This is a genomic window from Lichenicola sp. GTC18331, from assembly GCF_055386855.1.
This window is the reverse complement of record NZ_AP045015.1, coordinates 2,937,309-2,955,000: the sequence shown is the minus strand read 5'-3', so window position 1 is coordinate 2,955,000 and position 17,692 is coordinate 2,937,309. Positions and strand designations below refer to the sequence as shown.

At 69.2% G+C, this 17,692-nt stretch carries 20 protein-coding genes (1 of these 20 running past the window's edge); 5 read left to right on the top strand and 15 right to left on the bottom strand.

From position 1 onward, the window contains the following. On the top strand, positions 1 to 378 hold the 3' portion of the coding sequence (gene dps, locus ACZ5BM_RS13525) for a DNA starvation/stationary phase protection protein (RefSeq protein ID WP_498908640.1). Its footprint begins 159 nt before the window's first position; only the last 378 of its 537 coding nucleotides appear in the window; its start codon lies beyond the left edge, outside the window; it ends in the stop codon at positions 376 to 378. A 48-nt stretch (positions 379 to 426) separates the two neighbouring features. Here dps and ACZ5BM_RS13520 read toward each other — a convergent pair whose 3' ends face one another. The 3 genes from ACZ5BM_RS13520 to ACZ5BM_RS13510 all read right to left on the bottom strand — a co-directional run bounded on the left by ACZ5BM_RS13520 (position 427) and on the right by ACZ5BM_RS13510 (position 2,713). Beyond that, on the bottom strand, positions 427 to 912 hold the full coding sequence (locus ACZ5BM_RS13520; protein ID WP_498908639.1) for a DUF192 domain-containing protein: 486 nt from the start codon (positions 910 to 912) through the stop codon (positions 427 to 429). 11 nt (positions 913 to 923) lie between these two features. After that, on the bottom strand, positions 924 to 1,967 hold the full coding sequence (locus ACZ5BM_RS13515) for an arginase family protein (protein ID WP_498908638.1): 1,044 nt from the start codon (positions 1,965 to 1,967) through the stop codon (positions 924 to 926). An 86-nt stretch (positions 1,968 to 2,053) separates the two neighbouring features. Further along, positions 2,054 to 2,713, bottom strand: a complete 660-nt coding sequence (locus tag ACZ5BM_RS13510; RefSeq protein WP_498908637.1) for an MBL fold metallo-hydrolase — start codon at positions 2,711 to 2,713, stop codon at positions 2,054 to 2,056. A gap of 333 nt (positions 2,714 to 3,046) precedes the next feature. Here ACZ5BM_RS13510 and ACZ5BM_RS13505 point away from each other — a divergent pair, with 333 nt between their 5' ends. The 3 genes from ACZ5BM_RS13505 (at position 3,047) to ACZ5BM_RS13495 (ending at position 5,316) form a co-directional block, all read left to right on the top strand. Continuing rightward, the gene (locus tag ACZ5BM_RS13505) at positions 3,047 to 3,397 is read left to right on the top strand and encodes a RidA family protein (protein ID WP_498908636.1); all 351 of its coding nucleotides are present in this window, start codon (positions 3,047 to 3,049) and stop codon (positions 3,395 to 3,397) included. 283 nt (positions 3,398 to 3,680) lie between these two features. Further along, positions 3,681 to 4,394: a CHAP domain-containing protein gene (locus tag ACZ5BM_RS13500; protein WP_498908635.1), complete on the top strand. Its 714-nt coding sequence runs from the start codon at positions 3,681 to 3,683 to the stop codon at positions 4,392 to 4,394. A 106-nt stretch (positions 4,395 to 4,500) separates the two neighbouring features. Next, on the top strand, positions 4,501 to 5,316 hold the full coding sequence (locus ACZ5BM_RS13495) for an SH3 domain-containing protein (protein ID WP_498908634.1): 816 nt from the start codon (positions 4,501 to 4,503) through the stop codon (positions 5,314 to 5,316). Between the two features lie 23 nt (positions 5,317 to 5,339). Here the strand turns inward: ACZ5BM_RS13495 and ACZ5BM_RS13490 are convergent, their stop codons facing one another. The 11 genes from ACZ5BM_RS13490 to ACZ5BM_RS13440 all read right to left on the bottom strand — a co-directional run bounded on the left by ACZ5BM_RS13490 (position 5,340) and on the right by ACZ5BM_RS13440 (position 14,188). Then, positions 5,340 to 5,795: a 23S rRNA (pseudouridine(1915)-N(3))-methyltransferase RlmH gene (locus ACZ5BM_RS13490; protein ID WP_498908633.1), complete on the bottom strand. Its 456-nt coding sequence runs from the start codon at positions 5,793 to 5,795 to the stop codon at positions 5,340 to 5,342. Positions 5,796 to 5,799: 4 nt separating this feature from the next. Then, positions 5,800 to 6,342 carry an RsfS/YbeB/iojap family protein gene (gene rsfS, locus ACZ5BM_RS13485; protein WP_498908632.1) on the bottom strand — a complete coding sequence of 181 codons (543 nt, stop codon included), beginning with the start codon at positions 6,340 to 6,342 and terminating at the stop codon, positions 5,800 to 5,802. 128 nt (positions 6,343 to 6,470) lie between these two features. Beyond that, positions 6,471 to 7,100 carry a nicotinate-nucleotide adenylyltransferase gene (locus ACZ5BM_RS13480; protein WP_498908631.1) on the bottom strand — a complete coding sequence of 210 codons (630 nt, stop codon included), beginning with the start codon at positions 7,098 to 7,100 and terminating at the stop codon, positions 6,471 to 6,473. Positions 7,101 to 7,118: 18 nt separating this feature from the next. Next, a complete protein-coding gene (locus ACZ5BM_RS13475) occupies positions 7,119 to 8,369 on the bottom strand; it encodes a gamma-glutamyl-phosphate reductase (protein ID WP_498908630.1) in 1,251 nt (416 codons plus the stop codon). Between the two features lie 295 nt (positions 8,370 to 8,664). After that, positions 8,665 to 9,900: a 5-demethoxyubiquinol-8 5-hydroxylase UbiM gene (gene ubiM, locus ACZ5BM_RS13470; RefSeq protein ID WP_498908629.1), complete on the bottom strand. Its 1,236-nt coding sequence runs from the start codon at positions 9,898 to 9,900 to the stop codon at positions 8,665 to 8,667. An 86-nt stretch (positions 9,901 to 9,986) separates the two neighbouring features. Continuing rightward, positions 9,987 to 11,201 carry a hypothetical protein gene (locus tag ACZ5BM_RS13465; protein ID WP_498908628.1) on the bottom strand — a complete coding sequence of 405 codons (1,215 nt, stop codon included), beginning with the start codon at positions 11,199 to 11,201 and terminating at the stop codon, positions 9,987 to 9,989. A 68-nt stretch (positions 11,202 to 11,269) separates the two neighbouring features. Continuing rightward, entirely contained in the window at positions 11,270 to 12,670 is a 1,401-nt protein-coding gene (locus tag ACZ5BM_RS13460) for a sensor histidine kinase (protein WP_498908627.1), read from the bottom strand. Further along, complete coding sequence (locus ACZ5BM_RS13455) at positions 12,667 to 13,443, bottom strand: response regulator transcription factor family protein (RefSeq protein ID WP_498908626.1); 777 nt, start codon at positions 13,441 to 13,443, stop codon at positions 12,667 to 12,669. The genes ACZ5BM_RS13460 and ACZ5BM_RS13455 overlap by 4 nt, the downstream gene beginning before the upstream one ends. Positions 13,444 to 13,555: 112 nt before the next feature. Continuing rightward, a complete protein-coding gene (locus ACZ5BM_RS13450; protein ID WP_498908625.1) occupies positions 13,556 to 13,753 on the bottom strand; it encodes a hypothetical protein in 198 nt (65 codons plus the stop codon). Positions 13,754 to 13,763: 10 nt separating this feature from the next. After that, positions 13,764 to 13,907 carry a hypothetical protein gene (locus ACZ5BM_RS13445; RefSeq protein ID WP_498908624.1) on the bottom strand — a complete coding sequence of 48 codons (144 nt, stop codon included), beginning with the start codon at positions 13,905 to 13,907 and terminating at the stop codon, positions 13,764 to 13,766. A 14-nt stretch (positions 13,908 to 13,921) separates the two neighbouring features. After that, on the bottom strand, positions 13,922 to 14,188 hold the full coding sequence (locus ACZ5BM_RS13440; RefSeq protein ID WP_498908623.1) for a hypothetical protein: 267 nt from the start codon (positions 14,186 to 14,188) through the stop codon (positions 13,922 to 13,924). A 99-nt stretch (positions 14,189 to 14,287) separates the two neighbouring features. Between ACZ5BM_RS13440 and ACZ5BM_RS13435 the strand changes: the two genes are divergently transcribed. After that, positions 14,288 to 16,525: a hypothetical protein gene (locus ACZ5BM_RS13435; RefSeq protein WP_498908622.1), complete on the top strand. Its 2,238-nt coding sequence runs from the start codon at positions 14,288 to 14,290 to the stop codon at positions 16,523 to 16,525. Here ACZ5BM_RS13435 and ychF read toward each other — a convergent pair. Further along, positions 16,515 to 17,609, bottom strand: a complete 1,095-nt coding sequence (gene ychF, locus ACZ5BM_RS13430) for a redox-regulated ATPase YchF (RefSeq protein ID WP_498908621.1) — start codon at positions 17,607 to 17,609, stop codon at positions 16,515 to 16,517. The two genes, ACZ5BM_RS13435 and ychF, sit on opposite strands and share 11 nt — an antisense overlap. Positions 17,610 to 17,692: the final 83 nt, after the last annotated feature.

The window sequence follows — 17,692 nt, the reverse complement described above, 5'->3', positions numbered from 1 at the left end:
GGCATCCATCTCATGCTGGATGGGTTCCGCACCGAACAGGACGACCTGACCGACAAGATGGCCGAGCGCATCACCGCGCTGGGCGGAACCGCCTATGGCACCACCCAGGACATCACCAAGAGCAGCCAGCTCACCCCGTATCCAACCAACATCTACCGTATCGCCGACCATCTTTCGGCATTGATCGACCGCTACTCCGTCTTCGCCAACACGGTGCGCGAGAACATTGACGAGACCGACGAGGCGGGCGACCCGGACACCGCCGACCTTCTGACCGAGGTCAGCCGCGCGATCGACAAGCAGCTCTGGTTCCTCGAGGCCCATGTGCAGGAGCCGACCGGCGAGATGCGCGACGGCGACGGCAAGGGCGAGCGCTGAAACCCGAGATCCCGGCCCCTCACTCATGAGGGGCCGGGCGAAATACGGTCAGGACTTGTTCGGCGCGCCCAGCGTGTCGTTGGTCACCAGATCTCCGACGCCGATCCCCAGCTTCGCCGTCAGGCCACCCTGGAGCTCCAGGGTGGCCTTCGCGATTCCGCCGCTGTCCACATTGGCCATGCTGTAGGGCACCGTGTTTTCGGCGATATGCAGGATGCGGTTGTCCGGGCCGATGAACACCATGTCCTCCGGCACAGGGCAGTTCTTCATCCACATCTGTTGCTGCTGCGGCTGCGGCCAGACGAATAGCATGCCGGTATCGGCCGGGATGTCCGTGCGGAACATCAACCCGATCTCCTGCTCACGCGGCGTCGCGGCGATCTCCACCGTGAACGGGTGACGGGTGCCGTTGGCGCCGGTGATGGTCAGAGCCTGCTTCTTCAAGGCTGGCTGGGCGGCGGTGATCGGATCGGTCTGCGCCCAGGCCGGAAGGCCGGACACGGCGACACCCAGGCCCAGGACAACGGCCAGCATCGAGCTTTTCATCAACTCATCCCCATCAAACCGGCCAGATGCCGGATCTCGTCGCGCACAGGACCCTCGCGCGGCGCGTCTTGCAAGCGGGTGATCCAGTGTTCGGGCACGGGACGGTTCCGCAGGCGCGGGTAGCGCAGCGCCCCCAGCACCGATTGCGCCGCCGGCGGCAGAAGGTCCGGCACGACGAGACCGTTCAACCGGGCCCAGAACAACGCCCAGCACCGCCCGGCCGAGAACGGGTTGTAGCCCCCGCCGCCGGTCAGGATCATCGGCACGTCCAGCGCTTCGGCCAACCCGTGCAGAGCGGACACGACATCGGCCAGCGCCCCGTTGGACAGGGACAGACGCGAAAGCGGATCGTCCTCCAGCGCGTCCGCACCGCCCTGCACCAGGATCGCGTCCGGCCGATGCGCGCGCACCAGCGGCAGAATGGCGTGATCGCGCAGGACGCGAAGCTCGCTGTCGTTGAAGCCCGCGGGAACCGGGAGATTGCGCGCGCCGCCGCCGCCGCGATCCTCCACCGTGCCGGTGAACGGCCAACGCCCGGCCTCGTGCAGGCTGATCGTCAGAACACGATTGTCGGAAGCGAACGCATCCTGCACGCCGTCCCCGTGATGGGCGTCGAGATCCACATAGGCGATGCGTTCGCGGCCCAGCGACTGCCAGACCAGCATGCCGATCACCACGTCGTTCAGATAACAGAAGCCGGATGGCTGAGCGGGGCGGCCATGATGGGTGCCGCTGCCCGGGCAATGCACCACGCCGCCGCCGGCGGAAAGACGCGCAGCCAGAGCCAGACCGCCGGCGCCGGTCATCGGCCGGCGGAACATCTCCTTGTAGATCGGATTGGCGCCCAGCCCAATCCGAAAACGCTCCGCCACCGCCGCACTCACCGACTGCTCCCGCTCGGCGGCTTCCAGCGCGTCAAGATAGGCCGGATGGTGGAAACGCAGCACATCGGCGCGGTCCGCCAAAGGCGCGTCGACCAGACACGCCTCGTCCACCCAGCCGAGCGCACGGATCAGATCCAGCGCCACGGTGACGCGCGGCACCGACAGCGGATGCCAGTCGCCGAACGACGAGAAGCGGGTGATCTCCCCGCCGATCAGAACCGGCCGGAGGCGCGAATCGGGCAGGATCAGTTCTGGACGAACGGGTTGCTCGCCCGCTCCACGCCGATCGTGCTGGCGTCGCCATGCCCGGGAACGATCGTCACGTCGTCGCCCAAAGGCAGCAGCTTGGCCCGAATGGCGGCGATCAGCGCCGGACCGTCGGAGTACGGGAAATCGGAGCGGCCGACGGAGCCCTGGAACAAGGTGTCGCCGACCAGGGCGAAGCGATGCGCGCGGTCCACGAACACCAGATGCCCCGGCGTGTGGCCGGGAACATGCAGCACCTCCAGCGTGCAGCCGGCGAAATCCAGCGTCTCGCCCTCGGACAGATAGCGGTCCGGCGCCACGTCGCGCATGCCGGTGAGGCCCCAGCCCGACGCCTGGGCGGCCACCGTTCCCAACAGAAACGCGTCGCGCCTGTCCGGGCCGATCACCGGTACGGGGCCCGCCGGGAGCGGCGGAAGCGATGCCCGCAACTCGTCGGCCCCGCCGACATGGTCGAGATGGCCATGGGTGAGCAGGATCGCATCGATGGTCAGGCCCAGCCCGCGCACGCGCTCGAGGATCAGCGGAACGTCCCCGCCCGGGTCCACCACCACGCCGCGCTTGCTCTCCGCGTCGAACAGGATCTGGCAGTTCTGACGCAGGGGCGTGACGGGAACGATCTCGAGGCGCGGTGTCGGCACGGGCAATCCTTGGTCTCTGCCGGTCGATGATGAACGAGCAGACGCCGCCACGCCACAGCACCGGGGCGCAGGCCGCTCGGTCGGAAACGGCGTGCGGCAACCCTGTCCGCCAGGCGGACGAGCGGGAGAAGGGCCGCACCATTGACCGTCCATCCGGCTGACGCCACCAATGCGGCGTTCCAGGGAAACGCGCCGTCACGCGTCGTTTCGCCCCGGCGCCCGCGCGACCCCGTCGCAGACTGGCCTCGCCGGACGTGTCTCCGAAGAACGGGGCGACGAAGAACGGGGCCGATCCCGGCGCGCCCCTCACCGACCCAACCAAGGAGTTTCCTCATGGCCAAGATCCTGCGCACCGAGCCGAACGCCGTCATGTCCCGCGCCGTGGAATATCACGGCTTCGTCTTCACCCAGGGCATGGTGGCGCGGAACCTCGACGGCGACATCACCGCCCAGTCCCGCGACGTGCTGGAGCAGCTCGACGCCCTGCTGGAAGAGCACGGCACCGACAACACCCGCATCCTGCAGGCGCAGATCTGGCTGAAGGACATCGCCGATCGCGAGACCTTCAACGGCCTGTGGCAGAGCTGGCTGCCGGCCGGCGAGGCCCCGGCCCGCGCCTGCGTCCAGGCGATCCTGGCCGACCCGCGCATGCTGGTCGAAGTGATGCTCATCACGACCAAATGATCGCGACGGTTCCGGAACGGTAAGCGACTTGTCAGCAACTGTTGCATGAAAGCTGCTGTATTCATGCAACAGTTGGCGACAAAATCGAGGCGGTTGCGCAACGGTTCGATGGCCGACCGTCCGGGACTCGTGCAGAACGGACTCAATTCCTAAAATATTCCGTGAGGAAGCAGTTTTTTTGACGAATTGACGCCGAATTCGAGTTCGTTTGCATGCACGTCTTGCCAGGGTTGCATGAGCCTTGTTACCAGCCGTTCACGAGACGGTGAGGCAGGAGCCCTTCATGCAGGCGACCACGATCAAGACCATGGTTCGCGCCTCCGTGCTCGCCATCGCCTGCATCGCCGGCACCCAGGCCGCCGAGGCTCGCACCCATCATGCGACGCATCACGCCGGCCACCACGCACGCCACTACGCGATGAACCATGGCGGCGGCGCCGTGATCCAGTGCGTGGCTTTCGCCAAGTCGAATTCCGATATCGAACTGCGCGGCAACGCGGCGAACTGGTGGCAGAACGCCGAGGGCGTCTATGCCCGCGGTTCCGCTCCCGAAGTCGGCAGCGTGCTGAACTTCCGCGCCAACGGCCGCATGCGCCTGGGCCATGTCGCCGTGGTGACGAACGTGGTCGACAGCCGCACCATCCAGATCGACCAGTCGCACTGGAACGCGCGCGGCATCAGCCGCGACGTGTCCGTGGTGGACGTCTCGGAGAACAACGACTGGACCGCCGTGCGCGTCGAGCTGGCCCATAACGGCACCTACGGCTCGATCTACCCGACCTACGGCTTCATCTACGCCCGCCCGGACACCGGCCGCATCGTGACCGCCCGCAGCGACGTCATCGCGCCGAAGCTGGGCGCCGCGCCGTCCGATCTGCGCGGCAGCGTGACCGAGGTCGCCGAGGCGCCGGTGCTGGCGCGTGGCGTGATCACCCAGGGCACCGACCTGTCCGGCGCCGTTCTGAGCGACGACGCGCCGAACCGCGACCTGCGCTGACCACGCCGGGCAGCACCCCGCCCGACATTATATTTCACGGCGCAACTTAATCCCGCCCCAATCCGGCGCGTAGTCTCGGCTCCCCTCCCCGAGCGGACCGAAACGGATGCGCGACCCTCGTTCCCCGACCCGACCCTTGCGACGCGCCGCCCTTGCGGCCGCCACCGCGCTCGGCCTGCTGGCCTCCGCCGGCGTCGCCCTGGCCGCACCGGGAATTACCAGCGAAAACATCAACATGCGTGCCGGCCCGGACGTGGCCTATCCGCTGGTGGCGTCCCTGCCGCAGGGCATGCCGGTCGAGATCTACGGCTGCCTGTCCGGCTGGAACTGGTGCGACACGCAGGCCGGCGGCGCGCGCGGCTGGGTGGCCGGGGCCGGTCTGGCGCTGATGGTCGAATCCGAGCCCGAGCCGCTGGTCGGCTATGGCCCCCAGATCGGGCTGCCCTTCATCGGGTTCGATTTCGGCCGGTACTGGGGCCACCACTACCGCGATCGCCCGTGGTTCAGCCCGGAGGATCGCTGGCATGATCGTCCCTTCCCGGGTCCTGTCGGAGGACCGGGCGATCCCGAAGGCGGCCGGTTCCAGGGCGGGCCGATCCATGGCGGTCCCAATCTCGGCGACCCGGGCTATCGCGGCCCCTGGCATCGCGGGCCGGACGGACATCCGCCGTTCATGGGGCCGGGCGGGCATCCGCTCCCGGGCGGACAGGGCGGGTATCGGCCGCAACCCGGCGGGCCCGGCTGGGATGGGCCGGGCGGGCATCCTCTGCCCGGTGGACAAGGCGGCGTTAACCCGCCGCCGCCCGGCGGGCCGGGTCCAGGCCCGGGCCGACCCGGTGGTCCCGGACCGGGACCGGGCGGTCCCGGCGGCCCTGGTCCTGGTCCTGGTCCTGGCGGACCTGGACCCGGCCCGCATCCGTAACGGAGGCGTGCAGGCCCTCGTCGCTAAGGGCGGCCAGCGCGATGATAGGGATGACCGGTGCTGATCGCGCGGGCGCGGTAGAGCTGTTCCGCCAGCAGGCCGCGTACCAGCATATGCGGCCAGGTCATCGCCCCCAGAGACAGGCTGGCATCGGCGCGCGCCATCACGCTGCCATCCAGCCCTTCCGCGCCGCCGATCATGAAACACAGCGGCCGCCCGCTGCCGAGCCAGGACTCCAGACGCGCCGAGAAGCGCAGGCTGTCCGGCTGCTCGCCGCCCTCGTCCATCGCCACCAGCAGCGCCCCGTTCGGCAGAGCCGCCAGCAGCGCCTCCGCCTCGCGACGCTTGATCTCGGCCGGCGCGCCGCGCCCTTCCGGCACCTCCACCAGATCGAGCTTCGGTTGCAGACGCTGGCGGTAGCGCTCCAGCAGATCGCGCTCCGGGCCCGGCTTGATGCGGCCGACCGCGATCAGCCGCACGGGATCAGGCGGGCTCCGCGCCGGGTTCGTCGGCGTCCGCCGGCTCGTCCAGTTCGCGGCCCCACATGCGCTCCAGCGCGTAGAGGGCGCGCGCTTCCGGCTTGAACAGATGCACGACGATGTCGCCCGCATCCATCAGCACCCAGTCCGACCCGCCGGCACCCTCGATGCGGATGCGCTTCAGGCCGGCTTCTTCCAGCTTGGTTTCCAGATGGGCGGCCATGGCGCTGATCTGACGGTCGGCGAGGCCGGTGGCGATCACCATGCGGTCGGCGAACGAGGTGCGGCCGGTCAGGTCCAGCACCACGATGTCCTCGGCCTTGTCGTCTTCCAGGCTGGTGGTGACGATGCCCAGATATTCTTCCAGCTTGGACGGCTCGATCGGCGTGCGCGCGGCGCGGCGCCCGCCGCGCGGGCCTGCGGCGGCGGCCTTCTTCGCCGGGGTGGCCGGCGCGTCGGCGGCGGTCTTCTTGGCGGCGCTCTTTCTGGGGGCGGTCTTCCTGGAGGTGACGGTTTCCTCCGCGCCGGACTCGGGCGCTGCGGTCACCGAAACGTCGTCCGTGCTGGGTGCCGTCTCGGCGGCTGGCTTCCTGGCGATGGTCCCGTACTCCCGATGCGGATCGAACAACGGAAAACCTCTTCGGCCCGCTGCGTCCTTCCTGATCTCTGGGCGCTTTATCGGCTTCCCGCGTCCGCAGGCCAAGTGTTGTGTGCGGCCTTCCGCAATGCGGTCGCGGAAATGTCGGTCTCGGGCGCCGGCAGGAAGCTCCAGGCCGGGGCGTCCAGCGCCGCGAGCACGGTGGCTTCCCGCGCCGGACGCCGCGCGCGGGACAAGGCATGCGCGGCGTGCCCGGCCAGGGCGCGGTGGTTGTAGGACGGCCGCGGCAGCACGGCGATCGGCATCAGGGCCGCGATCTCGCGCCAGCGCCGCCAGTTCGGCAGCCCGTCCAGCCCGTCCGCCCCCATCAGCCACACGAAGCGCACGCGCGGAAACAGCCGCACCAGCGTGCGCAGCGTGTCGATGGTGTAGCGCGTATGGATCATGCGCTCGATGTCGGTCGCTACCACGCGCCTGCCATCGGCGATCGCTTCCGCGCTGCGGAGCCGTTGCGCGATCGGCGCCATGCCGGCGCGCGGCTTGAGCGGATTGCCGGGCGAGACCATCAGCCAGACCTGATCAAGCTTGAGACGGTGCAGGGCCAGCTCGGCCACCTGACGATGGCCGGCATGGGCGGGATTGAACGACCCGCCGAGCAGGCCGATGCGCAGCCGGCGCTTGTCGCCCCAACGCGGCACCGCCGTCATGAGCCCGGACCGTCCGGCTCAGGCCCGGGTCTGCCCGGTGCCGATCACCTCGTAGCGGAAGGTGGTGAGCTGCTCGAGCCCGACCGGGCCGCGCGCATGGACGCGGCCGGTGGCGATGCCGATCTCGGCGCCGAAGCCGAACTCGCCGCCGTCGCAGAACTGGGTGGAGGCGTTCCACATCACCACGGCGCTGTCCGTGCCGCGGAGGAAGCGGCGCGCGGCCTCCTCGTCCTCGGCGACGATGGCCTCGGTATGCGAACTGCCGTGACGGGCGATATGCGCCAGCGCCCCGTCCAGATCGTCCACCACGGCGATCGACAGCACGGCGTCGAGCCATTCGGTGTCGAAATCCTCCGGCGCCGCCGGATCGAGCGTCGGCACGGCCGCGCGAGCGCGGGCATCGGCGCGGAACCGGCAGCCGAGCGCCTGGAGGTCGGCGACGATGGAGGGCAGCAGCGAGGCGGCGACCGGCGCGTCGATCAGCAGGGTTTCGGTGGCGCCGCACACGCCAGTGCGTCGCATCTTGGCGTTACAGACCAGTCTGCGCGCCATGGCGGGATCGGCGGAGCGATGCACGAAGGTGTGGCAGAGCCCCTCGGCATGGGCCAGCACCGGCACACGCGCTTCGGTCTGTACGCGCTCCACCAGGGAACGGCCGCCGCGCGGGATGATCAGATCGACCTTGCCGGATGCACCGAGCATCGCCGCCACATGGGCGCGGTCCGCATCCGGCGGCACCTGCACCACGGCCGCCGGCAGCCCGGCCGCTTCGAGCCCCGCCACCATCGCCGCATGGATCTCGCGGGCGCTGTGGAGGCTGTCGGAGCCGCCGCGCAGCAGCACCGCATTGCCGGATTTCAGGCACAGACCGGCGGCATCGGCGCCGACATTGGGACGGCTCTCGTAGATCATGCCGATCACCCCCACCGGGGTGGCGACGCGGCGCATGCGCAGACCGTTCGGGCGGGTCCATTCGGCCAAAGTGCGGCCGAGCGGGTCCGGCAGGGCGGCGATCTCTTCCAGCCCACGCGCCATCGCATCGACGCGCTCCGGGGTGAGTGTCAGACGGTCGATGAACGCGGAACTGGCGTTCGACGCAGCGACATCCTTTTCGTTCGCGGCCAGGATCGCTTCCTGCCGGGCCCGCAGCGCGGCGGCCGCCTGCTCGAGCGCCGCATCGCGCTGCGCGCGCGTGGTTCCGGCCAGGATGCGGGCGGCCGCGCGGGCATCGGCGGCGGCGCGGTCGATCCAGCTCGTGTCGGCAGTCATCGGGAAGATCCTGTTAGGAAAGCGGCCGGACATTCCGGCAGCGGAAGGGGCGGAATCGACCAGCGTCCCGCCGCCCGAACGAAGGGTTCATCCTTCCGGTTGCGATTCGGGACGTCAACCGCCCGGGCGTGGAGACAGGAAGAGTCTTCTTTTTCTGAAGAAAAAGAAGCAAAAAGACTTTTGTCCATTGAAGTTTGAAATACCGGCTCGTTCCGGCTCCAAGCATTCAAAAGTTCTTTGGTTCTTTCTTCCAAGAAAGAACATATCTTCTGTTCTCCTCCTACGCAGGACGTTTTCAACCCTCGGGCGCGCGCATCCGGCCGGCCAGCACACGGCGCAACGGCGACAGGTTGCCGACCCGGAGCGCCGCGTCGCGTAGCAGACGGGCCGGCAGCGCGTCGCCATTGGCATAGAGCCGCATGATCGCCTCGGCGCCGGCGAAGAAGAACCGGGTTTCCGCCCGGTGCGCCGCCTCGTAGCGACGGAGCCCGGCAGGATCGGCGATGTCGCGCCCGGCTTGCAGCGACTCGCGCAGCGCAGCGGCTAGAGCCTGCTGCCCCAGCAGGCCGAAATTGAGCCCGTGCGCGGTGGTGGGATGCACACCCACGGCGGCGTCGCCGAGCAGGGCGAAGCGGGTGGACACGAAGCGGCTCGCGTAGGCGCTCAGCACCGGCACCGCGTGACGCCGCCCCGCCGGGCGCATCACCCCGAGCCGTCCCCGGTAGCGCTCGGTGATCTCGCGGCCGAACGCCGCCTCGTCCATCGCCAGCAGCGTTTCCGCATCCTCCGGCGGCACGGTCATCACCACCGAGGAGCGGCCGCCGTTCAGTGGCAGGGTGACCAGGGTGCGTCCGTATTCGAACCAGGCGGTGGCGACGGCCTCGTTGGGCAGGTCGTGAGTCACCGGACAGACCAGCATGTGCTGGCGATAATCGTGCAGGCTGGCGGAGATATTCTGCTGTGCGCGCAGGGCGGAGCGTCTGGTGTCCGCCGCCACCAGCAGGCGGCATCGGAGCGTGCTGCCGTCGGAGATCCTGGCCGCGATCCGGGCCCCTTCCGCCCGGCCGGCGACGACAGAGCGGCCCGACAGGAGGGTGACGTCGGGATCGCCGGACACGGCGGCGAACAGCGCCCGTCGCAGCCAGTGATTGGGGGCGAAGCGCCCGATCAGACCGTCCGCGCCCGGCTCGCCGAATTGCAGGGCATAGTCGGACGGGCCGTTCAGCACGCGCATGCTGCGCAGGGGGGCGATCGCGTCGGCCGGGATGCGGTCCCAGGCTCCGGCGGCACGGAGGATCGACACCGAATGGTCGGTCAGGGCGATCTCCCGCCCGTCATCCGCTGGATCGGCGAGAACGGCTTCCGGCTGCGGGTCCACCAGCGCGATGCGCAGTCCGGTGCCGCGCAGGGAAGCGGCGAAGGCCAGCCCAACCGGCCCGGCACCGGCCACCACGATGTCGAAGCGGCTGCCCGCCCCCCTTGCTCCGGCTGCCCCTGGCCCGGCTGCCCCCACCCCGGCTGGTTTTGTCATCGCTCCGGCCACCCGATCCATTCCGCCGCAGCTTTAGGCGCAAATCGCGACGCACGTCACCTGCGGGCGGCCGCGTCCCGTCATGCTCAACGGGACGCCGGGCTCGCCGGGGCGAAGCCGACCACGCCGTGCGAATCGTCGAACACATAGGTGTAGCCGTTGAGGAACCGCACCCCGGTGTTCACGAACGTGCTTTTCCAGTCCGGCTTGCTGCCGTCATTGCCGACCAGGGTCACGGCGGCAGGCGCCATGCCGCCGGTGCTGCCGCTTTTGAACCGGTATCCCACCGGCTGCCCCGCCGCGTTCGCCAGCGTGATGGCGATCGGCGTTCCCGCGACCAGGGTGGAGTCGGTCGAGGGCTTCGCAGTCGGATCGGCCGATGTCGCGGGCACGCGCACGCCGCCGGAGGTTGCCGAGGGAACGGTCATCAGCATGGTGTTGATGCCGGTATCGAGCAGCATGTTGCCGGTCACGGCCGGCTTGTCGCCGAGCACGATGCTGGCCTGTTGCGGCAACCACTCGCCCGGCAGGTTCGGATTGGACTTCAGCACCGTCAGCGTCGTGCTGTTCTGCGCCACGTCCGTCGCGTCCAGACCGATCTTCACGCCGAAGGCGGTGACGATGTAGCCGTTCACCGCCGACGGGGTTTCCAGATGCAGGAACGGATTGAATCGCCGCGTTCCGGTCTGGCCGTCCGCCGATGCGCGGCCGAAGCCGATCCCGACCATGCCGATTCCGCTGGGCGCATGGTTGGGCGTGCAGTGCCGGGCCTTGGGGGTGCATTCCTCGTCGATCACCGCCAGCACCGGCACAGGCGCCGAGGTCACGGAGCGTGTCGTGCCGTTCGAGGATGCCGCACCGGAGACGGTGATCGGCCGGTTCACGGAGATTCCGTACATGATCCGGCCGGACGAGGAGTAGCCGATCGACTGCAGCTTGCCGAGATCGAGCCGGGTGGTGTCGATCGGCCCGGGAGCGGAGCTGTTGCTGCCCGGCGGCAGCGCGGCGTTGATCGCCCTGACGATGTCCGGCTGCGATTTCCAGTCCGGGAACAGGTCGTAGAGCGACACCACCACGCCGGTCGATCCGGTATCCATCACCGCCCGGGTGCCGTGTCCGCTGATGCTCAGGGCGAGCTTGGGGGCGACCTGCCTGTCGGTCGTGAAGGTATCGTCGACGAAGCGCAGATAGCGGGGGCTGGCGGCGATGTCCGCCGCACGCGCCGGCGAGGCGATCGGCGCCAGGCCCAGAACCAGGGCCGGCACGGCGAAGCGGACGAGATGACGAGAAGCTCGAAACACGGCGATGTCCTTTCCTGCCGACGGAACCGTCGGCAGGAGAAGATGGCCGGCTAATGCTTACGATATCCTTACAGGGACGCCGTTTTCGGGACCATCGCCGCCGGCAGCCGGACACGGAAACAACATCCCTCGCCTTCCGCGGATTCGAGTTCGATCCGCCCCCCGTGCGACAGCACGATGCGCTGCACGATCGCCAGCCCCAGACCCGCGCCGCTGCGATCGCGCCGGTCCTTGCGCCAGAATCGCTCGAACACCTTCTGCTGCCAGGGCTCGGGAATGCCCGGCCCGTCATCCCGCACGACGACCGTGCCGTCGGGCTCGACGGAAACGTCGATCGTCGTGCCGGGACCGGTGTGGTTGATCGCGTTCTCCACCAGATTGCGCACGACCTGGAACAATTCCTGTTCGCGCATGCGTACGCGTCGCGGCGCCGTAGCGACGTCCTGCAGGCCGAGATCGCGGCGCCCCGCGATCGCCATCGGCGCCAGGGCTTCGAGAACGGCGTTGCACACCGCGACCGGATCGGCGCTGGCGGCATCGTCCACCACGATCTGTTCCAGCGAGGCGATCTCCAGAAGCTGCGCGACGATTCGGGTCATCACCGAGACATCGTCGAGCAGAACGCCGCGCGCGGCATCCGCCGGCAGCATCTCCATGCGCGCCCGCAGCACGGCGAGCGGCGTGCGCAGCTCGTGCGCGGCATCCGCGGCGAAGGCGCGCTGGAGTTGGTAGGCCGCTTCCACCCGGTCCAGCGCATCGTTGTAGGCGTCGGCGAGCGGCATCACCTCCTGCGGCAGCGCGTCGGTTTGCAGGCGGCGATCGATGCCGTCGCCGCCGCCGGCTTTCGCGGAGCGCCGCACCAGCTCGGCCATGTGCGACAGCGGCGCCAGCACGCGGCGCATGATCACGAGGTCGATCGCCAGCAGCGCCGCCAGCACGAGCAGCGTGACCGCGCCGGAATACCGCAGGAAATTGCGCAGGATGTTGTCGAACACCACGCCCGGCGCGGACAGGTTCCAGCCGAGCGCCAGCCAGTAGAGATGGTTGTCGAGGCGGAACGGGCGGATGATGGTGGACAGCACGGGTTCCTGCCGCGCCAGCGTCAGGAAGCGCACATGCGCGATCCGGTTGAGATGCACCAGACGCGACGCGGCCGGGTCCGCGCTGCGCAGCAGGATGTCGCCATCGCCGTTCAGCACCGCGAAGACGAACACCCCGCTGGCCCGCTGCGACAGCGGCGTTTGCGCGTAGTCGATGGCGAGACGGCCGTCCGGTGCGGCGGAGATGCCGGCGATGATCTCCGCCGATTGTTGCAGCAGGATATGCCGGGTGATGGTGCGCGTCCGGTATTGCAGCAGGGCGTTGGCGGCGCCGATGGTGAGCAGCGCGCAGGCGACGATGCCCACCGCATGCAGGGACAGGATGCGCGCCAGAAGCGAGCGGCTGCGCGACCGCCGCCGAGCGATCATGCGGCGCCTCCCGTCGCGGTGATCAGGTAGCCGACGCCGCGTATGGTATGGATCGCCACCGACGCGCCGTGCTGCTCCAGGCGCTTGCGCAGGCGGTGCACGTACACCTCGACCGCATTCGAGCCGAGATCGTCGTCGGCGCCGAACAGCTGGTCCTCGACGATGGATTTGGGCACGACGCGGTCGGCGCGGCGGAGGAGCAGTTCCAGGAGTTGCGTTTCCCGCTGCGGCAGATTGAGCGAGAGCGTGCCGATCCTGGTTTCGCGCGAGACCGTGTCCAGCGACACATCCGCCAGCGACAGGCTTTGGCCGAGCAATGCGCCGGGACGTCGCAGCAGCGCGGTCAGGCGTGCCTTCAACTCCTCGAAGGCGAACGGCTTCGCGAGATAATCATCCGCACCGAGATCGAGCCCCTGCACCCGTTCGGCGACGGAGCCGCGCGCTGTGAGCACCAGAACCGGCAGCGCCTTTCGGGCCGCGCGCAGGCGGCGCAGCAGATCGAGCCCGTTTCCGTCCGGCAGGCCGAGATCGAGAATCACCGCGACGTAATCGCGCGACAGCAGAAGCGCATCGGCATCGCCCAGCGTGGCGGCATGATCGACGGAGAAGCTGGCGCGCAGGAGTTGCGCCGTCAGCAGGCCGGCCAGCTCGGCATTGTCTTCCACCAGAAGCAGGCGCATCGCGACCGTATCCGCCCAGGGATCGGCTGCGACCGGCACATCGCCGTTCTGCCCGTTTCGATCCGGCGGCAGGATGAAACGCTCCGGCGCCATCGGCAAGGCATCCGGCGCACCCTGGCATCCGTCCGGATCGGGCGGCTCCGGGACGGGCCCGGGGGCGCGGCGCCGATCCGGCGGAAGGAAACGCCGCCACCATCCCGTCATCCTAGCCGCGCAAGGGGCCGTCGGGACGATGGAACACCGGCGCCGCGCCCTGGATCAGCAGTTCCTGCCAGCCCGTTTCCGCCACCGCCCTTCTGGCGGCCGGCGCCGGCTGCCGCGACGGGACGGGCTCGGCGGGCGCCGTGTTGGCGATGCCGACGGCGGCGGCCATGAATAGTGGAAGCAAAGGAAGAAGGGTCATGACGTCGCCCTCAGTAATAATAGTGATGATAGTAAGGATGATGCCAGTATCCAATATAGTAAGGTCGGGGCGGTACCACGACACAGGCGGACAGGGACAGCATCGCGGCGACGAGGACGATCGGCCGTGCGGCGCGCAGCAGGGTGCGGTTCATGGCTGCGTGCTCCTTCACGCCCAGTGCCCGGGGATCCAGTAGCCGCTCCAGCTGTAATGGCCGGGGATCCAGGGACGCCCATAAGCCGGGCGGCAATGCACGTAATAGTAGCCGCGATAGCAGACAGTGTTCGGACCGCCCCACCAGACACGCTGCAGGCTCGGTGTGGCGGCCACCTGTTCCGGCGCCGAACGAACTGCGATGGTTTCGGCGTCGGCGGCGTGGATGCTGGCGGCAGACATCAGGGCGCAGATAACGGCGCCGATCAGGGTGGTCTTCATGAGCGCGGTTCCTGAAACGGGTTGGTTCGAAGTCGCCCGTCGTTGGAGCCGATCATGCGGATCGGGGCTTACACGAACCTTACAACTCGGTATCGACCTATGATCTCCGCGCATGACGGCGTCTCGCCGCGCCGCGCCCGCCGGACCGTCCTGTTTCCGGTCTCGCTCTGCGCCGTTCTGGTGCTGGTGCAATGGTGGCCGGGTCTTGCAGATGGCCGGAGCCCGGTCTGGGGGGACACGGTGCCGTTCGGCTGGCCGCTGCTGCAGCTCCATGCCGAAGCCCTGCGCGGGCACGGCTCCCTCCTCTGGAACGACGGCATCTATGGCGGCCATCCGATCTTCGCCGAGGGCCAGGGCGGGTTCGCGCATCCGCTGAACATCCTGCTGGCCCTGTTCGTCACGCCGAGGCTGGGGGCGCCTTACAGCAACGTACTGCTGCATGTGGTCGACCTGCTCTGCATGGCGCTGGGCATGGCGTTGCTGGGGCGACGGCTCGGTCTCGGAACGGCCGCCAACGCGTTCTCGGCGCTCGCGGTTGTGTTCGCGCCGGCGATTCTGCTGCAACAGAACAACATCGCCATCGGCGGCACGCTCGGTTTCGTTCCGCTGTCCTTGTGGGCGTTCGAGCGGTGCTGGGACCGGCGCGATGCGCGATCCGCCGTGCTGCTCGCGTCCATGCTGTCGCTGGTGGTGCTGGCGGGCTATCCGCAGACGCTGCATGCGCTGCTGATCGTGCTGGCGGGGCGCGTGGCAGCACCTTCTGTCGCAGCGTTGCTGCAGCGCCCGCGCGCCGCCCGGCCCTGGCGCCTGGCGGCGGCTCTGGGGGGCGCCTTCTTGCTGCTGCTGGGGCTGACGGCGGTGCAGCTTCTGCCGCTGGCGCAGCTCGCCGCCGCATCGCATCGGGCCGGCGGCGTGGCGCTGGCGAGCACGTTGAGCTGGCGGCAGGTGCTGCGGTCCCTGGCCATGGGCGATCTCCGGCCCGGCGGCGAGTCGGTCGACGGCGCCTTCGGCCCCGGGAGCCTGCTGGTGTGCGTTCCGGCGACGCTGCTGCCAGTCCTGCGCGGCGTGCGCGTTCCACCGCGGCTGATCGGCTACGCGCTGAGCGCCGTTCTGTGTCTGCTCGCGACGGCCGGCGACACGCGGATCTTCGCGCTGCTGCATGCCGGCGGGCTGCCGGGAATGGGGTTCTTCCGCGTCACCGTGCTGTATGCGGCCGTGGCGACGATCCCGATCGCGCTTGCGGCCGGGTTCGTGCTCGATCGAACCCGCTTCCTGGCACGATGGGCCGTAGCACTCGTCGCGGTCGCCTGGCTGGCGATGCTGGTGCCGCTGCATCCGGTTCTGGCGCCGATGGCAGTCGGCACGGCGCTCGCGGCGCTGTTTCTCCTGGTGCGGCGGGCGCGCGGCGTGCCGGCGGCGATGCTGGCGCTGCTGGCTCTGGAAGTGGCGATGTTACGACTGCATCCGTTTCCGTTCGAGCCGGTGTCGATGCTGTCGGGGCCGGACGCGGCACGCGCGATCCGCGATGCGGCGCCGGACCCGCTCGACCGGAGGTTCTACGGCATCAGCGTGGCGACGATCGCCTGCCTGCTGTTGCCGCAGCAGCCCGGCGAGCCGGCCGGGATACGACGCATGGTGGAGGCGCTGGTGCCGATGACCGGGCTGAGCCGGGGAATTCCGTCCCTGGACGGCGCGCTTGCCCTGCCGCTGCAGCGACGCATGCTGGCGGAACCGCTCCTGGCCGGCTGGCGGAAGCAAGCCGCACCGCCGCCGGGAAGCCGGCTGATCGATCTGCTGGCGGTGGATTTCCTGTTTTCGGACCAACCCGTGCAAGCGCCTGCACTGGCGCTGATGCATGCGAACCCGGGCGACGCCGGCTGGATCTACCGGAACCGGGCCGCGCGCCCGTTCGCGCAGGGCTTCGCCACGCACGAGACGGTGGCGGATGCGGCCGAGGATGCCGCGCGTCTATCGACGCTGACGGCCCCGGCTCTGGTGATCGAGGACCCGTCGCGCCGGGCTCCGCCGGATGCGGCGAACGCCACGGTGCCCGTCGTGACGGTGACGAAAGCGCGCCCGACCCGGATCGCGCTGTCGGTGCGCTCGGACGGGCCGGGCTGGGTGGTGGTGACGGATGCGTTCTTTCCCGGCTGGACCGCCACGCTGGACGGTCATCCGGTTCCGGTGTTTCCGGCGCAGCTTCTGGCCAAGGCGGTGCCGGTGCCAGCAGGGCGGCACGTTCTGGTGCTGCGCTATCGCTCGCTACCGTTCGAGATCGGGCTCGCCCTGAGCCTGATCTCGCTCGGCGTGGCGGGTCTGGTCTTCGTCAGACGTTGAAGCGGAACAGCAGGACGTCGCCGTCCTTCACCACGTAGTCGCGGCCTTCGATGCGCATCCGGCCGGCTTCCTTGGCGCCGGCTTCGCCCTTGTAGGCGACGTAGTCGTCGTAGGCGACGGTTTCGCAGGCGATGAAGCCGCGCTCGAAATCGTTGTGGATCACGGCTGCGGCCTGCGGCGCCTTGGTGCCCACCGTGATGGTCCAGGCGCGGGTTTCCTTGGGGCCGACGGTGAAATAGGTGGCAAGGCCGAGCAGGCGGTAGCCGGCGGCGATCACGCGGTCGAGGCCGCTATCGGCAAGGCCCAGACCGTCCAGGAACTCGGCGCGGTCCGCGTCGGGCAACTGGCTCACCTCGGCCTCGATCGCGGCCGAGACGATCACGGTGGCGGCGCCTTCGGCCTTGGCCTTGGCCGCGACCTGCTCGGAGAAGCGGTTGCCGGTGGAGGCGGAGGCTTCCTCGACGTTACAGACATAGAGCACGGGCTTGGAGGTCATGAGGTTGAGGCGGCGCACCGCTTCTTCCTGGCCCTTGGGGATCGCGGTGCGGGCCGGCTGGCCTTCGCGCAGCACGGCGATGATCGGCTCCATCAGCGCCACCTGGGCGGCGGCGTCGCGATCGTTGTTGCGGGCCTTCTTCTGCAGCGGCACCACGCGCTTCTCGAGACTGTCCAGATCGGCCAGCATCAGCTCGGTTTCCACCACCTCGGCGTCGCGCACCGGGTCGACGGAGCCTTCCACATGGGTGACGTCGTCATCCTCGAAGCAGCGCAGCACGTGGATGATGGCGTCCACCTCGCGGATATTGGCGAGGAACTGGTTGCCGAGGCCCTCGCCACGCGACGCGCCGCGCACCAGGCCGGCGATGTCGACGAATTCGAGGCTGGTGGGCACGGTCTTGATCGACTTGCCGATGGTGGCCAGCGTGTTGAGGCGCGGATCGGGCACGCCGACGCGGCCCACGTTCGGCTCGATGGTGCAGAACGGGTAGTTCGCCGCCTGCGCCGCGGCCGTGGCGGTCAGGGCGTTGAACAGGGTGGACTTGCCGACGTTCGGCAGGCCGACGATGCCGCAATTGAAACCCATCGAACGATTCCTAGGACTTTGGGGCGCCATGCAGGGCTCTGCCCTGCACCCGGAAGGGGACGGTCGTCCCCATCACCCCTTTA

Bases quoted from the DNA above. Each gene is read 5' to 3' on its own strand.
- ACZ5BM_RS13520 (WP_498908639.1), bottom strand. From the start codon at position 912: ATGCTGGCCGTTGTCCTGGGCCTGGGTGTCGCCGTGTCCGGCCTTCCG.
- ACZ5BM_RS13505 (WP_498908636.1), top strand. From the start codon at position 3,047: ATGGCCAAGATCCTGCGCACCGAGCCGAACGCCGTCATGTCCCGCGCC.
- ACZ5BM_RS13500 (WP_498908635.1), top strand. From the start codon at position 3,681: ATGCAGGCGACCACGATCAAGACCATGGTTCGCGCCTCCGTGCTCGCC.
- ACZ5BM_RS13495 (WP_498908634.1), top strand. From the start codon at position 4,501: ATGCGCGACCCTCGTTCCCCGACCCGACCCTTGCGACGCGCCGCCCTT.
- ACZ5BM_RS13480 (WP_498908631.1), bottom strand. From the start codon at position 7,100: ATGACGGCGGTGCCGCGTTGGGGCGACAAGCGCCGGCTGCGCATCGGC.
- ACZ5BM_RS13475 (WP_498908630.1), bottom strand. From the start codon at position 8,369: ATGACTGCCGACACGAGCTGGATCGACCGCGCCGCCGCCGATGCCCGC.
- ubiM (WP_498908629.1), bottom strand. From the start codon at position 9,900: ATGACAAAACCAGCCGGGGTGGGGGCAGCCGGGCCAGGGGCAGCCGGA.
- ACZ5BM_RS13460 (WP_498908627.1), bottom strand. From the start codon at position 12,670: ATGATCGCTCGGCGGCGGTCGCGCAGCCGCTCGCTTCTGGCGCGCATC.
- ACZ5BM_RS13455 (WP_498908626.1), bottom strand. From the start codon at position 13,443: ATGGCGCCGGAGCGTTTCATCCTGCCGCCGGATCGAAACGGGCAGAAC.
- ACZ5BM_RS13450 (WP_498908625.1), bottom strand. From the start codon at position 13,753: ATGACCCTTCTTCCTTTGCTTCCACTATTCATGGCCGCCGCCGTCGGC.
- ACZ5BM_RS13445 (WP_498908624.1), bottom strand. From the start codon at position 13,907: ATGAACCGCACCCTGCTGCGCGCCGCACGGCCGATCGTCCTCGTCGCC.
- ACZ5BM_RS13440 (WP_498908623.1), bottom strand. From the start codon at position 14,188: ATGAAGACCACCCTGATCGGCGCCGTTATCTGCGCCCTGATGTCTGCC.
- ACZ5BM_RS13435 (WP_498908622.1), top strand. From the start codon at position 14,288: ATGATCTCCGCGCATGACGGCGTCTCGCCGCGCCGCGCCCGCCGGACC.
- ychF (WP_498908621.1), bottom strand. From the start codon at position 17,609: ATGGGTTTCAATTGCGGCATCGTCGGCCTGCCGAACGTCGGCAAGTCC.